The 14090-nt window shown below is 68.1% G+C and carries 12 protein-coding genes; all 12 read right to left on the reverse strand.

All coding sequences use genetic code 11. The annotated features are described in order from the left end of the window. Nucleotides 1-36: 36 nt before the first annotated feature. Nucleotides 37-1413, reverse strand: a complete 1377-nt coding sequence (locus KV396_RS00525; RefSeq protein WP_407665551.1) for an ABC transporter permease — start codon at nucleotides 1411-1413, stop codon at nucleotides 37-39. Continuing rightward, nucleotides 1410-2090, reverse strand: a complete 681-nt coding sequence (locus tag KV396_RS00530; RefSeq protein WP_247622039.1) for an ABC transporter ATP-binding protein — start codon at nucleotides 2088-2090, stop codon at nucleotides 1410-1412. Before KV396_RS00530 ends, KV396_RS00525 begins: the two co-directional genes overlap by 4 nt. Next, nucleotides 2087-3742, reverse strand: coding sequence for an efflux RND transporter periplasmic adaptor subunit (locus KV396_RS00535; protein ID WP_247956504.1), 1656 nt, complete (start codon nucleotides 3740-3742; stop codon nucleotides 2087-2089). Before KV396_RS00535 ends, KV396_RS00530 begins: the two co-directional genes overlap by 4 nt. Next, complete coding sequence (locus KV396_RS00540) at nucleotides 3742-4758, reverse strand: hypothetical protein (protein WP_247631913.1); 1017 nt, start codon at nucleotides 4756-4758, stop codon at nucleotides 3742-3744. The genes KV396_RS00535 and KV396_RS00540 overlap by 1 nt, the downstream gene beginning before the upstream one ends. Before the next feature lie 113 nt (nucleotides 4759-4871). Continuing rightward, nucleotides 4872-6200, reverse strand: a complete 1329-nt coding sequence (locus KV396_RS00545) for an ABC transporter permease (RefSeq protein ID WP_247956505.1) — start codon at nucleotides 6198-6200, stop codon at nucleotides 4872-4874. Nucleotides 6201-6250: 50 nt separating this feature from the next. After that, nucleotides 6251-6925 (reverse strand): ABC transporter ATP-binding protein, encoded by a 675-nt coding sequence (locus KV396_RS00550; RefSeq protein ID WP_247956506.1) that lies wholly within the window; start codon nucleotides 6923-6925, stop codon nucleotides 6251-6253. Next, complete coding sequence (locus KV396_RS00555; RefSeq protein ID WP_247956507.1) at nucleotides 6922-8637, reverse strand: efflux RND transporter periplasmic adaptor subunit; 1716 nt, start codon at nucleotides 8635-8637, stop codon at nucleotides 6922-6924. The genes KV396_RS00550 and KV396_RS00555 overlap by 4 nt, the downstream gene beginning before the upstream one ends. A 2-nt stretch (nucleotides 8638-8639) precedes the next feature. Next, nucleotides 8640-9644 carry a hypothetical protein gene (locus tag KV396_RS00560; RefSeq protein ID WP_247956508.1) on the reverse strand — a complete coding sequence of 335 codons (1005 nt, stop codon included), beginning with the start codon at nucleotides 9642-9644 and terminating at the stop codon, nucleotides 8640-8642. Between the two features lie 32 nt (nucleotides 9645-9676). Then, a complete protein-coding gene (locus KV396_RS00565) occupies nucleotides 9677-10588 on the reverse strand; it encodes a hypothetical protein (protein WP_247956509.1) in 912 nt (303 codons plus the stop codon). Nucleotides 10589-10897: 309 nt separating this feature from the next. After that, on the reverse strand, nucleotides 10898-11800 hold the full coding sequence (gene xerD / locus KV396_RS00570; protein ID WP_247956510.1) for a site-specific tyrosine recombinase XerD: 903 nt from the start codon (nucleotides 11798-11800) through the stop codon (nucleotides 10898-10900). 2 nt (nucleotides 11801-11802) lie between these two features. After that, a complete protein-coding gene (locus KV396_RS00575) occupies nucleotides 11803-12393 on the reverse strand; it encodes an NUDIX domain-containing protein (RefSeq protein WP_247956511.1) in 591 nt (196 codons plus the stop codon). Next, nucleotides 12386-14086 (reverse strand): CTP synthase, encoded by a 1701-nt coding sequence (locus KV396_RS00580; RefSeq protein ID WP_247956512.1) that lies wholly within the window; start codon nucleotides 14084-14086, stop codon nucleotides 12386-12388. The genes KV396_RS00575 and KV396_RS00580 overlap by 8 nt, the downstream gene beginning before the upstream one ends. Nucleotides 14087-14090: the final 4 nt, after the last annotated feature.

Genomic DNA, 14090 nt, shown 5'->3' on the forward strand with positions numbered 1-14090 from the left:
TTCGTGCTTGCTCGATTCTAGCGGTCGCCCTCTCCCTCACACGCCGCGCAACGCGGCGACCGGCTCGATGCGCGCGGCGCGCCGTGCCGGATACCAGCCCGATCCCCATCCCACCAGCGCCCCCAGGAAGATCCCGGCGACGGCGATCAGCGGGTCGGTGACCGGCGACCACCCCTGCACGGCCGCGACCACGATCACCGCGACGACCCCGAGGGCGGAGCCGATGATCCCCCCGATGAAGCCGATCACGATCGACTCGACCATGAACTGCCCGCCGATCTGGCGACGCGTCGCGCCCAGCGCCCGACGGAGACCGATCTCACCGATGCGCTCCATGACCGAGAGCAGGGTGACGTTCGCGATCCCGAGCCCACCGGCGAGGAGCGCGATGACCCCGAGGATGAGGAAGACGACGTTCACATCGGCCTGCACGTTCTGGCTGAGGTCGGAGGATGCCGCCGGCGCGCGCGCGTCCAGTGATTCCGGGTCGTCGGGCTGGAGCGCGAGCACCGACTGTTCGGCGACCTGAGGCCCCGCACCGACGACGATGTGGATCGCCAGTTCCGACGGCGCGGCCAATCCGAAGTCCGCGCGTGCCGCTCCCTGCGGGATGATCACCCCGTCGACGAACTCGGAGCGCCTCTCCATCCCGTCGATGATGCCGATGACGGAATACGACACGCCGGCGATGAAGATCGACGGCTGGGAATCGACGCGATTGATCCCCATCCGCTCCGCGGCGCGCTGGCCGAGGACCGCCACGCGATCACCCCGCTCGTCGTGACCGTCGTCGAAGAAGCGTCCCGTCACGAGTTCCCCGTCGACGGCATCCGGCAGGTCCTGGGTCGTCGCGAACAGCTTCGGCGAGGCGGTGATCGGGGCCGAGGGGTCGTTCACCGGCACGGCCGTGATCGTCTCGCCGTCGGCGAGTTCGACGTCGGCGATGAGAGCCGCGCTGTCGACACCGGCGAGGAGTTTCACGCGCTCCGGGGCGTCCCAGGGCAGCCGTCCGGCAGCGACGGTCGTGTTCTCCCGGCCGGACTGCGCCTTCGCCGGCGTGACGACGACCTGGGTCGCTGCGACTCCGTCGAACTGCGCGGCGATCTGCGCCGCCGCCGTCTGGGCGAACCCGAGTGTCGCGACCAGCGAGGCGATGCCGAGCACGGTTCCGAGGATCGTCATCACCAGGCGGGCGGGCCTCGATCCGATATCGGCCGTCGCCTCGGCGACCAGGTCCTGGAACGTGAACCGATCGGCATGCTTCACCGACGGCAGGAGCGCCGTCGCCGCATTCTCGGGCGCCGCGTTCTCGGGGGCTGCACTCTCGGATGCGGAGTTCTCGGCTGTGGTGCCCTCCGCCGGATCGTTCGTCGACCCGGCATCCTTGCGTCGACGCCGGAGCAGGCGCATCACAGCTCGCTCAATCGGCCGTCGGAGATGCGGATGCTCCGCCCGGCGCGGCGTGCGACCGCATCGTCATGCGTGATGACGATGAGAGTGAGCCCGTCCGCGTTGAGCTCCTCGAAGAGTTCCATGACCTCGCCGGAGGTGCGCTGGTCGAGGTTGCCCGTCGGCTCATCAGCCAGAAGCAGCTGGGGTCCGCTGACGACCGCGCGCGCAACGGCGACGCGCTGCCGCTCGCCGCCGGACAGCGAGTTCGGGAAGAAATCGATGCGGTGTCCGAGGCCCACCCGGGAGAGCGCCTCGCGTGCCCGCTCCTCGCGTTCGCGCCGAGGCACACCGCTGTAGAGCATGGGCATGAGCACGTTGTCGAGCACGCTGCGTCGGGGAAGCAGATGGAACGATTGGAAGACGAAGCCGATGAATCGGGCGCGCACCGCGGCACGCTCGTCGTCCGACAGGTCTCCCGTGAGGGATCCTGCCAGCCGATACTCCCCGACGCTGGGCCGGTCGAGCAGCCCGAGCAGGTTGAGCATGGTCGACTTGCCGGATCCGCTGGGTCCGACGATCGAGATGTAGTCCCCCGCCGCGACGCTCAGCGTGGCCGCTTTCAACGCCTGGACCTCGGGCGGCCCGGGGAACGAACGCGTCACGTCGCGGAGCTCGACCAGCGGCGGCGCGGCCGTCACCGGCCCACCACCACGAGATCGCCCTCGTCGAGTTCACCGTCGACCGGGGTCACCTCGACGGCGCCCTTGGCCGCCAGACCCGGCTCGACGACGACGAGGCGCGTCGTGGCGTCCTCGCCCTCTCGGGGATCGGACTCGACCACTTCGACGCGCGACTCACCCCCGGGGCCGGCGGTGAGTGCCGCGAGCGGTACCGAGAGCACGTCGCCGTCCGTCGCTCCGACCGCGATCTTCACCCGGACGTTGCTCCCCTGGAGCTGGCTGATCTGCTCGGGCGTGAGCGGGTCCGGTTCGAGGATCACCGACCACCGAGCATTGCTGTCCTTGCCCTCCTTGAGCGTCGCGATCACCGCACGGTGCTCGGTGCCGTCCGGCAGCTCGAACGTCGCCTCGGCTCCCGACTCGAGCAGGCGGGCATCGGCCTCGGCCGCAGCCCCGGTGAGACGAACGGTCGCGCCCGACACGGTCATCGCTGCGCCCTCGACGATCGAGCCGCGCTGCACGTTCACCGCGTCCACACGACGGGGAAGTTCGGTGAGGTACAGCACCTCGCTGGCAGGCAGGAAGGGAAGCGCCTTCTGACGCGCCTCCTCGAGCGCCTCGTTCGCCGAGGCCACGGCGGCGCGCGCGCTCTCCAGGGCGGATGCTTCGCTGCTCGTGTCCCGCGGCGCCCAGATCGCATCCCTTTCGAGATTCGCCGTGTGCAGGGCGCGCTCCGCGGCAGGGACTCCTTCGCCGGCGGCGCGCGCGGCGTCGAGCGCCTCCACGGCCGTCTGCACGGCGACATCCGCCTGGAAGGCTTCGACCGGGGTCGGGCCCGCTCCCGCGGCGGTCAGCGCCTTCTCGGCGTCGGCGACTCCGGACTGCGCGGAACGGACGGCTTCTTCGGCGGACCGCACGCCATCGGCGGTCCCCTCCTCGGACTCCGGCACCGGGTACCCGGCCTGCGCGTAGAGCTGCGCGATCCCCTCGGCGGTGGCCTGGTCGAACATGTTGGAATTCACGTCGCCGGCGCCGATGCCGACACTCGCGAGCGCCTGCTTCAGCTGCAGCACGTCCGGACCCGAGACGCCGAAACGCAGGGTGCGATACGCGGGAAGTTCTCCGGGCAGGACGATCACCGGGCGTCCGACGATCTCGAGCGCGACCGAGAGCGGTTCGAGCGTGGCACCCACCTCCGGCGTCTTCCCGGTGACGACGGCGCCGCCGGTGAGCGTCGAGGTATCGATCTTGACGTCGACGGCATCCGCGTATCCAACGTCCGCCCGCAGGGTGACGTCGTTGCTCAACGGACCGAACTCCACCGGAGCGGTCACGAGACCGGGCTCGGGCGCATCCGCACTCGACGCATCGGGCGAGAGCAGGAAACGCCCGACCAGCAGCCCGGCCACCAGGCAGACCACCGCGCCGAGCGCCACGATCCAGAGGGTGCGGTTGCCGCGGAGCACGCGGCCCCACCCGCTCACCCGCGAAGTGTCCGTCGTTCCCGCGGCGTCGTCGGCGGTGCCGTCCGCGGAATCCGCGCTCGCACCGTCGGGGCCGTCGATCAGGTCGGTGAACGTCGTCGTCTCCGCCGTGGCAGAGTTCTCCCCTGCCCCGGCGTCAATTCCCTCTGCGGGGATCTGGGTCGTCGGGGTCTCGTCGTCGCGCATCACTTGCTCTGCTCGGCGGCGGCCTTGAAGGCGTCGAGGTCGGCCTTGTTGGCGGCGATGAACTTCTCCTCCAGTGCGAACTGGATCTCCATCGACTTCTTCGTGAACGACGTCTTCTCGCGGCACTCGAGATCGACGAGGGCGAGGGCGATCTCCCGCTCACCCAGTTCCTTCATCTCCGGGCTCTCGCTCGGGTCGACGAAATCGGGCGAATCGAGGTCGACCTGCTCGGAGCCGTCACCGTAGGCCGCGTCGTACAGCGCGTTCTGGTCGTCGATGATCGACTGACCGGCATCCATCTGCTTCTCGAATCCGGGCTCGCCCTTGTCGGCCATGCAGGAGGCCCACTCCGCGTTCAGATCGGCGAGCTCGGGTGCGTCCTGCGACGTCGTCCACAGCTCTTCCATGTTGGCGCGCAGCTCGGCGAACTCCTCGGCCTGCCACGGGTCATCGCCCTCGAGCTCGTGCTGCGCCCAGCCCTGGCATCCGGCCGTCTCCCAGTTGTACTCGTAGCTGCCGTCCTCCGACATCTCGGACTCCTCCTGCGGCGGGCCGTACAGCACCTCGTAGAACGCCGTCTGCTCGGACTCCGAGAGCGACGAGACGTAGTCCGCGTTCGGATCGACGTACTCCTGGTCGGTGGGGCCCTCGTCCTGCTGCTCGGCGAACGGGCTGTTGACGTAGCCGTAGCCGTACTTCTCGACCCATTCCCGCTTGTCCGGCTCCCACTCGCCGCCGTCGCTGGTCATCACGCCGCCGCTGCTGGTGTTCGGGACGTACTCGAATCCCTCCTCCGACATGCACTCCGAGATCAGTTCCTCGACCTTGACCTGCTGCTCGTCGAATTTCTTCTGCTGCTCCTCGGGCGAGAGGTCGCTGCCCCAGGCCGCGGCGAGGTACTCGTTCAGGGGCGAGTCCTCGTAGGACAGCTCGTCGGAGGACGCGCCTCCGCAGCCCGAGAGGACGAGCACCATGGCGGTCGCCGCGAGCGCGGCGAGAGGAACGGTGGAACGCATGTGGGGACTCCTTTGTGCATCCGGCGAGTACCGGAATATCCCACACTAGAGATTCGGATCCGTTCCGCGCGTCCGCCGAAAGGATGACATGGCGGGCGCGCGGAACGGACGGATCAGGCGCCCCGCAGTGCGGCGACCGGTTCGATGCGCGCAGCCCGGCGCGCCGGATACCACCCCGACGCCCACCCGACGAGAGCCCCGAGAAGAGCGCCGGCGCCGGCGATCACGGGGTCGGTCACGGGAGCCCAGCCCTGCACCATCGCGACGACGATGACGCCGATCACCCCGAGCGCCGAGCCGATCAGTCCTCCGACGAATCCGATGACGATGGACTCCACCATGAACTGCCGCCCGATCTGGCGACGGGTGGCCCCCAGTGCGCGGCGGAGGCCGATCTCTCCCACCCTCTCCATGACCGACAGCAGAGTGACGTTCGCGATGCCGAGTCCGCCGGCGAGCAACGCGATCACGCCGAGGATGAGGAACACGATGTTCACATCGGCCTGCACGTTCTGGCTGAGTTCGGATGCGGCCGCAGGGGCTCGCGCCTTGAGCGTGTCGGGCGCGTCGGGCTCGAGCGCGAGCACCGATTGCTTCGCGACCTGCGGCCCCGCACCGAGGGCGATGTGGATCGTGAGTTCCGAGGGTGCTTCGAGGCCGAAGTCGGCGCGCGCGGCGCCCTGCGGAACGATCACGCCGTCGAGGAACTCCCCTCGACGATCCATTCCGTCGATGATCCCGATCACCGAGTACGGCACGCCCGCGATGAAGATCGAGGGCTGCGAGTCGACGCGATTGATACCCATGCGCTCCGCGGCGGTGCGGCCGAGCACGGCGACCCGATCTCCGCGCGCGTCGTGCCCGTCGTCGAAGAACCGACCGGTGACCATGCGTCCGTCGACGGCGTCGGGAAGGTCCTGCGTGGTGGCGAAGAGCTTCGGCGGGGCCACGGCGGGGGCCGAGGGGTCGTTCACCGGGACCGCGGTGATCGTCTCTCCCTCGGGCAACTCCAGTTGGGCGGTGAGGGCCGCGCTCTCGACGCCGGCGAGCAGCTTCACGCGCTCCGGCGAGTCCCAGGGCAGTCGCCCGGCCGCGACCGTCGTGTTCTCCTGCCCCGTCTCCGCTTCGAGCGGGGCCACCACGACCTGCCGCGACGCGACGCCGTCGAACTGGCGTGCGACCTGCGCGGCGGCCGTCTGGGCGAATCCGAGCGTGGCGACGAGAGAGGCGATGCCGAGCACCGTGCCGAGGATCGTCATGACCAGTCGTGCGGGGCGCGATCCGATATCGGCCGTGGCCTCGGTGACCAGATCCTGAAACGTGAATCGGTCGGCATGCGCGACGTCCGAGAGCAATGCGGTCGCGGAGGTCGCGACGTCCGGAGCATCGGAGTCTGCGGTCGCGTCAGCGTCGTTCTCGGCATCCGTCGTCCCGATCTCCATCGACGCGGTTCTCTCCGCGCGCCGATACCGGCGGCGCGGCGAGTCCGGCGTCACAGTTCGCTCAATCGGCCGTCGGCGATGCGGATGCTGCGGCGAGCGCGGCGCGCCACCACCGGGTCGTGCGTGATGACGATGAGCGTGAGGCCATCGTCGTTGAGTTCTTCGAAGAGTTCCATGACCTCACCCGACGTCGTCTGATCGAGGTTGCCCGTGGGCTCGTCGGCGAGCAACAGCTTCGGGCCGCTGACGACGGCGCGCGCGATCGCGACGCGTTGGCGCTCTCCGCCCGAGAGCGAGTTCGGGAAGAACTCGATCCGGTGCCCGAGTCCGACACGCTTCAGCGCGTCTCGGGCTCGCGCCTCCCGCTCCTTGCGGGGGACCCCGCTGTAGAGCATCGGCATCAACACGTTGTCGAGCACGCTGCGGCGCGGCATCAGGTGGAACGCCTGGAAGACGAATCCAATGAAGCGCGCCCGCACGGCCGCGCGCTCGTCGTCGGTCAGATCGCCGGTCAGCGATCCGGCGAGCCGGTACTCCCCCACGCTCGGCCGATCGAGCAACCCCAGGAGGTTGAGCATCGTCGACTTTCCGGAGCCGCTGGGCCCGACGATCGAGATGTAGTCACCGGCATCGGCCTTCAGGTTCACGGCCTTCAGCGCCTGTACCTCGGGCGGTCCGGGGAACGAGCGGGTGACGTCTCGCAGTTCGACCAGCGCGGTGTTCACTCTCCGATCACCACCAGGTCGCCCTTGTCGAGTTCGCCTTCGACGGGTGTGACCTCGACGGCCCCCTTCGCCGCGAGACCGGTCTCCACGACGACGACGTGGGTCTTCGCCTCGTCGCCCTCGCGAGGATCCGAGTCGACGACCTCGACGCGCGATTCGCCACCCGGGCCCGCCGTCACTGCGGCAAGCGGCACCGAGAGCACCTCACCCTCGGTCTTGCCGACGGGTACCTTCACACGGACGTTCTGTCCCTTGAGCGCTTCGATCTGCTCCGGCTTCAGGGGATCGGGCTCGAGGATCACGGTCCAGCGAGAGGACTCTCCCTCGCCCTTCGCCACCGCGGCGATCACGGCGTGGAACTCCGTGCCATCGCCGCCGGTGAGTTCGAAGGTCGCCTCGCTGCCCTTCTTGATGAGGGCCCCGTCTGCTTCCGCAGCGGCGCCGGTCAGGCGGATCGTTGCCCCGGAGATGGTCATGGCCGCGTCCGTCAGCACGGCGCCGCGCTTGACCTTCACCTCGTCGACGCGACGGGGCAGCTCGGTCAGGAACAGTACTTCGCTGGCCGGGAGGAATGGGAGGGCGTTCTGTCGCGCCTCTTCCAGGTCCTTCTCCGCGGCCGTCACGTCTTCCTTCGCCGAGGCGAGCGCCGCCTGCTCGGCACTCGTGTTCTTCGGCGCGAGCGCCTCCTCGCGGGCGACGCGCGCCTTCTGGAGATCCCATTCCGCCTGTTGGACTCCCTCCCCTGTCTTCTTCGCTTCGGCGAGCCCTGCCTCCGCAGCCGCGACGTTGACGTCGAGATCGAGGAGCTCGGAGCGGCCCGGTCCGGCTCCCGCCTCGGCGAGCGCCTCTTCCGCTGACGTCACGCCGTCGTTCGCCGTGCGCACCGCCTTCTCCGCCTCGGCGACAGCGTCTTCGGCGCCTTCCTCTTCCGACTCGGGCACCGGATAGCCGGCTTTCGCGTACAGCGCCCCGACGGCCTCGGCAGTCGCCTGATCGTAGAGGTTCGACTTCACGTCGCCGACGCCGAACCCGAGCCCTGCGAGCGCCTGCTTCAGTTGGAGCACATCTTGACCTGAGGCCCCGAACTTCATGGTGCGGTACGCGGGCAGCTCCCCGGGAAGCACGATGACCGGGCGATCCGCCACCTCGAGAGCGACGGAGAGCGGATTGAGCACCGTGCCGACGGCAGGCGGAGCCATCGTCACCACGGCCGCACCTCCGGACAGCCCGGAGGTGTCGATCTTCACGTCGACGGCATCCGCGTAGCCGACGTCCGCGCGCAGCGTGACGTCGTTCGTCAGCTCGCCGAACTCGACCGGCGCGGTCACCAACCCGGGATCCGGCGCATCAGCGGACGCGTCTTCGGGCGTCAGCACGAACCGCCCGACCAGCAGTCCAGCGACGAGGCACACGACCGCGCTGGCCGCGACGATCCACAGGGTGCGGTTGCCGCGGAGCACGCGCCCCCAGCCCGACACACGGGAGGAGTCGGTCGGTTCCGATTCCTCATCGGACGTGTCAACGTCGTCCGCAAGGTCGAGATTCTCGAGTCGGATGTCGTCATCCGGCGCGGCGTAGAGCAGTTCCGAGAAGGTGGTCGTCGGGGTCGCGTCCTGGATCCTCGCCAGCTCGGTGCGTGAGGTGATCGGCTCGGTGCGACCGTTCTCGTGGCCGTCGTTCGCGGGTTCGTTGTTCTCATCAGGTGCGTTCATGGTCATCCGTCCGCCTGTTCGGCAGCGAGCTTGAACTCGTCGAGCTCGGCCTTGTTGTCTTCGATGAACTGGCGCTCGGCCGCGTACTGGAGCTCCTGCGACTTCTTCGCGTACTCGGTCTTCTCACGGCAGTCGAGGTCGATCAGAGCGAGCTCGATCTCGCGCTCGCGCAGCGCTTTCATCTCCGGGGAGTCCTCCGACGGACTCTCTACGTCGTCGGGGTCCTCGCCGGGAGCAGGCTTGATGTTCCCCGGATCCGCTTCGCTGACCGACGCGCGTGCGTCGAACGGCATCCCGAAGCCGGACTCGCCAGCCTCCGACATGCAGGCAGACCACTCGCCGTTGAGCTCCGCCATCTCCGGGCGGTCCATGTCCCAGCCCCGCTGCACCTCGTCAATGCGAGCCTGCAGATCGGCGTAGGGATCGGGTTCTCCTGCATCGAAGACCTCGTGATTCGCGAGCCCGTTGCATCCCTCCTGCTTCCAGTCGTAGTCGACGAGCGGTTGCCCGTTCTCGTCGACGGGATTGTCGGGACCGGAGTAGGCCAGATCGTATGCGGCCCGCGCCGATTCGGGAAGCGAGTCCCGGTAGGCGAAGTTGGGGTCGGGTTCGGTTTGCTCAACCTCGGCCTCGCCAAAAGCGGGGTTCTCGAAAGTGCCATAGCCGTACTTCTCGACCCAGTCCCGGTCGTCAGGACGCCAGTCGATCTCGGCCTCAGCGATATCTTCAGTCTCGACGGTGTAGTACTCGAACCCCTGCTCCTTCATGCACTTCACCAGAACCTCCCCGAACTTCGCGTCCAGCGCCTTCCGCTCCTTCTCCTGCGCTTCCTCGCTCAGGCTGCTGTCGTACACCGACGCCAGGTACTCCTCGAGCGGTGACTTCGTCTCCGCGGCGGTCTGCGAACCGCTGCCCTCCTCCTCGTTCGCGGCGTCGGCTGTGCACCCGGCGAGGCCGACGACGAGCGCGACGCCCGCGATGGCGATCATCTTCTTCGTGATGTCCATTCGAATGTCCTCCGATCGTTTCGGCACCTGGCTCAGCCGACCTGCTCCAACGCGAGCTTCATCGCGTCGAGCTCGGCCCTGTTCTCGTCAACGAACTGTTGCTCGAAGTCGATGGAGAGCTTCTGGTAGCGGTCGCCATACGACGTCTTCTCCCGGCACTCGAGGTCGGTCAAGGCCAGGTCGATCTCACGCTTCTTCAGCGCGGCGAGCTCCGGATCCGTCTCGGGAGATAGGTCGAGTTCCTCGGCAGCTTCCCCATCGACCTCGGGTTCTTCTGGCCCCGGATCGACAATCGTCGGGTTGAGTTCCTGATACTCGGTATTGATCGATTCCGCCGCGTCGTACTGCGTGTTGAATCCCGCTTCCCCTGCCTCGCTCATGCAGGTTGACCATTCGCCTTCGAGGGCGACGATCTTCGGGTCTTTCAACTGCTCCTCCCACAGCGAGTCCATCCGCGTGATCAGGTCTTCGTACTTGCTCAGGTCAGCCTCTTCGACGTCGTTCTCGCTCTCGACCTCGACCTCGTGCGACGCCTTCCCGTAGCATCCGCCTTCCTCCCAGTTGTATTCGTAGTCGGGGTCGGCGTATTCCTCGTCCGTCAGAACCGGGCCGGAGAGGGCCTCGTCATACGCAACCTTCGCGCTTTCCGGAAGGGACTCGTAGTACGCGTAGTTCGGATCATCGGAAGCCTCCTCCTCGTACTGCTCCTGCTCCTGGTCCTCGTCCTCGCGTCCCGGCCAGTCGGTGATGCCATACCCCCACTTGGCCACCCACTTCTCGTCATCGGGATCCCAGACGTCATCATCGGAGCCCGACATGTCGGTGTCATTCTGAAAGTCGGGGACGAAGGCCGTGTATTCGAACCCCTGCTCGGTCATGCACTCGGCGACCTTCTTCTGGATCTTCGCCTCCACCTCCTGCTGCTCCTTCATCTGCTCGTCCATATCGGCACCCCCTCCGTAGAGCGCCTCCCAATAGGGGGTCAGCGGTGTCTCAACAGACTCGTCGCTGTCGGACGGCGCCTCGGCGCACGCGGAAAGGGTGAGGATGACAGCCGCTGCCGCGCAGGCAGCGAGGGGGCGCGAGAATCGCATGAAGACTCCAATGTCGCGGGGACGGAAGATCTCACCGTACGAAAAGGCGCGCCGGACTCTGGAGCATTTGCCCCTGTTTGGAGGTGGACTCGGAGGCTTCCGGCATACCAATCCGCCGGGCCGGAACCTCGGATGCCGGCGCGAAAGAAGCGCTCCGCGTCAGCGGGCGCGCGGGTGCGAGGTCGCGTAGATGTCGCGGAGAGTGTCGACCGAGACGTGCGTGTAGATCTGGGTGGTGGCCACCGAGGCATGCCCGAGGAGCTCCTGCACTACGCGCACATCCGCTCCGCCCTGGAGGAGGTGCGTGGCGAACGAGTGGCGCAGCGTGTGCGGCGAGACCTCGGCCGTGATCTGCGCACGCTCGGCGGCCGAACGGATCACCAGCCAGGCGCTCTGCCGCGAGAGCGGCGCCCCCCGCGCTCCGAGAAAAAGGCGTGCCGATGCCCGCCCCTTCGCGGCGAGACCCGGACGCACCCGAGTGAGATACGCGTCGACGGCGTCGCGGGCGAACGACCCGATGGGAACGATGCGCTCCTTCGACCCCTTGCCGCGCAGACGCAGCACATCGCCGTGGGCCAGATCGTCGACGTCGAGTCCGACCGCCTCCGACACGCGCGCACCAGTCGCGTAGAGCAGCTCGAGAAGCGCACGGTCGCGAATGCCGATCGGTTCCTCCGACGAGGGCGCCTGGAGCAACCTCTCGACCTGGTCGATCGTCAGCGCTTTCGGCAGTCTCCGGGGGGCTTTCGGCGGTCGCAGGCGCCCGCTCGGATCGTCCTGTTCGATGCCCTCGCGGGCAAGGTACCGGTGCCATCCGCGCACCGACGACTGCAGTCGCGCGAGGCTGGTCGCGGCCGGCGGCGGCACCTCCGAGGAGCGCTCCTCGATGAACCGGCCGATCACCTGGGCCGTGACCTCGGAGGTATCCGTGACACCTTGCTCCGACAACCAGGCGATATAGCCGTCGAGGTCCCGCCGGTACGCGGAGACCGTGTGGTCGCTCAGGCCGCGCTCGATCGTGACGTGACGCAGATACGAGTCGAGGGCGCGCGCGAGCAGCATCCTCAGCCCCGGTCGCGCAGCCTCAGCGTCGCCGCCATCACGCCCAGGCTCAGGATGCCGTTGCGCATGCGCCCGGCGAGCACCGCGTCGACGGCATCCGCCAGGGGAACCCACTCGACGCGAATGTCGGCCTCTTCGTCTTCTCTCGCATGCGGAGTCTCGGCATCCGAGAGTCCCGTAGCGAGGAAGATATGGATGAGCTCGTCGTTTCCGCCCGGAGTCGTCCACGAGGCGACGAGCGGCTCCCACTGGGAAGCGGTGAGGTCGGCCTCTTCGGCGAGCTCTCGGCGAGCCGCTTCCAGCGGCTCCTCCCCCGGCACGTCGAGGAGCCCGGCGGGCAGCTCCCAGTCACGGTGACGGATCGGATGCCGGTACTGCTGGATGAGCAGCACGCGCCCGTCGTCGTCGAGCGCGAGGATTGCCACCGCACCGGTGTGGGCGACGTACTGGCGACGGATCTCACCGTCGCCGTAACGCACCCGGTCGTCACGGACGTCCCACACGGCCCCCTCGAACGCGAGGTCGCTCTGCAGGACCTCGGGTTCGAAGGGCTCGTCGTGGAGATCGCCCGCGCCGACGTGAGTCTCAGGCATCGGCGGCCGCGTCGACATCGAAAAGCTCGCTCGCGCGGTGGCGCTCGATGGCTGCGCCGACGAGACCGCGGAACAGCGGGTGCGGGTCGGTCGGGCGCGAACGCAGCTCGGGGTGAGCCTGGGTGGCGATGTAGTACGGGTGCACGTCGCGCGGCAGCTCGACGTACTCGACCAGGTCGAGCTCGGGGTTCAGGCCCGAGAAGACCAGGCCGGCGTCGGACAGACGACCGCGGTAGGCGTTGTTCACTTCGTAGCGGTGACGGTGACGCTCGGAGGCCTGCGGCGCGCCGTACACCTCGCGTGCGAGAGATCCCTCGGCGAGAGCCGCCTGGTAGAGGCCCAGACGCATCGTGCCGCCCAGGTCGCCGCCGTCGAGGATCTCGACCTGCTCCGCCATGGTCGCGATGACCGGCTCGGAGGTCTCGGGGTCGAACTCGCTCGACGATGCGCCCTCGATCCCGGCGACGTGACGAGCGTACTCGATGACCATGCACTGCAGTCCGAGGCACAGGCCCAGGGTCGGAATGCCCTGCTCACGGGCGAAACGCAGGGCGCCGAGCTTGCCCTCGATGCCGCGGATGCCGAAGCCGCCGGGAACGCAGATACCGTCCAGCTGCGACAGCTGCTCCTGCGCACCCTCGGGCGTCTCGCAGAGATCGGAGGGGATCCAGCGGATGTTGACTTTCGTCTCCTGCGCGAAGCCGCCCGCCTTCAGCGCCTCGGTGACCGAGAGGTACGCGTCGGGCAGGTCGATGTACTTGCCGACGAGCCCGATCGTGACCTCATGCTTGGGATTGTGGACCGCGTGCAGCACCTTGTTCCAGCGCGTCCAGTCGACATCGGCCGCCTTGGCGTCGAGTCCGAGGCGGCGCACGATGTAGGAGTCGAGGCCCTGATCGTTGAGCGTGGACGGGATGTCGTAGATGCTCGGCAGGTCGACGGTGTTGATGACACCCTCGACGTCGACGTCGCACATGAGGGCGATCTTGTTGCGGTTGCTCTCGCTCACCGGGCGGTCGCTGCGGAGCACGAGCGCGTCGGGCTGGATGCCGACCTGGCGGAGGGCCGCGACCGAGTGCTGGGTCGGCTTGGTCTTCTGCTCACCCGAGGCTCCCATGAACGGGACCAGGGAGACGTGCACGAAGAAGACGCTGTCGCGACCGAGTTCGTGGCGCAGCTGGCGGGCCGCCTCGAGGAAGGGCTGCGACTCGATGTCGCCCACGGTGCCGCCGACCTCGGTGATGATGACGTCGGGGCGCGGGTCCTCCGACGCCTGCAGGCGCATGCGGCGCTTGATCTCGTCGGTGATGTGCGGGATGACCTGGACGGTGTCGCCGAGGTACTCCCCCCGGCGCTCACGGGCGATGACCTGCGAGTAGATCTGGCCGGTCGTGACGTTCGCGGCCTGCGACAGGTTGATGTCGAGGAAACGCTCGTAGTGGCCGATGTCGAGGTCGGTCTCGGCGCCGTCGTCGGTGACGAAGACCTCGCCGTGCTGGAACGGGTTCATCGTTCCCGGATCGACATTGAGATACGGGTCGAGCTTCTGCATCACGACGCGCATTCCGCGAGCCGTGAGCAGGTTTCCCAGGCTCGCTGCGGTGAGCCCCTTACCCAAAGACGAAACGACACCGCCCGTCACAAAAATGTGCTTGGTGGTGTCGTTGTTGGGTCCCGCAGAAGAAGAGTTCATCACG

It is taken from the genome of Microbacterium galbinum, assembly GCF_023101185.1.
GTDB classification, from domain to species: domain Bacteria; phylum Actinomycetota; class Actinomycetes; order Actinomycetales; family Microbacteriaceae; genus Microbacterium; species Microbacterium galbinum.

Excerpts from the sequence above, each read along its gene's own strand:
- KV396_RS00580 (WP_247956512.1), bottom strand. The coding sequence starts at position 14,086 with ATGAACTCTTCTTCTGCGGGACCCAACAACGACACCACCAAGCACATT.
- KV396_RS00565 (WP_247956509.1), bottom strand. The coding sequence starts at position 10,588 with ATGGACGAGCAGATGAAGGAGCAGCAGGAGGTGGAGGCGAAGATCCAG.
- KV396_RS00575 (WP_247956511.1), bottom strand. The coding sequence starts at position 12,393 with ATGCCTGAGACTCACGTCGGCGCGGGCGATCTCCACGACGAGCCCTTC.
- xerD (WP_247956510.1), bottom strand. The coding sequence starts at position 11,800 with ATGCTGCTCGCGCGCGCCCTCGACTCGTATCTGCGTCACGTCACGATC.
- KV396_RS00545 (WP_247956505.1), bottom strand. The coding sequence starts at position 6,200 with ATGGAGATCGGGACGACGGATGCCGAGAACGACGCTGACGCGACCGCA.
- KV396_RS00560 (WP_247956508.1), bottom strand. The coding sequence starts at position 9,644 with ATGGACATCACGAAGAAGATGATCGCCATCGCGGGCGTCGCGCTCGTC.
- KV396_RS00535 (WP_247956504.1), bottom strand. The coding sequence starts at position 3,742 with ATGCGCGACGACGAGACCCCGACGACCCAGATCCCCGCAGAGGGAATT.
- KV396_RS00540 (WP_247631913.1), bottom strand. The coding sequence starts at position 4,758 with ATGCGTTCCACCGTTCCTCTCGCCGCGCTCGCGGCGACCGCCATGGTG.
- KV396_RS00555 (WP_247956507.1), bottom strand. The coding sequence starts at position 8,637 with ATGAACGCACCTGATGAGAACAACGAACCCGCGAACGACGGCCACGAG.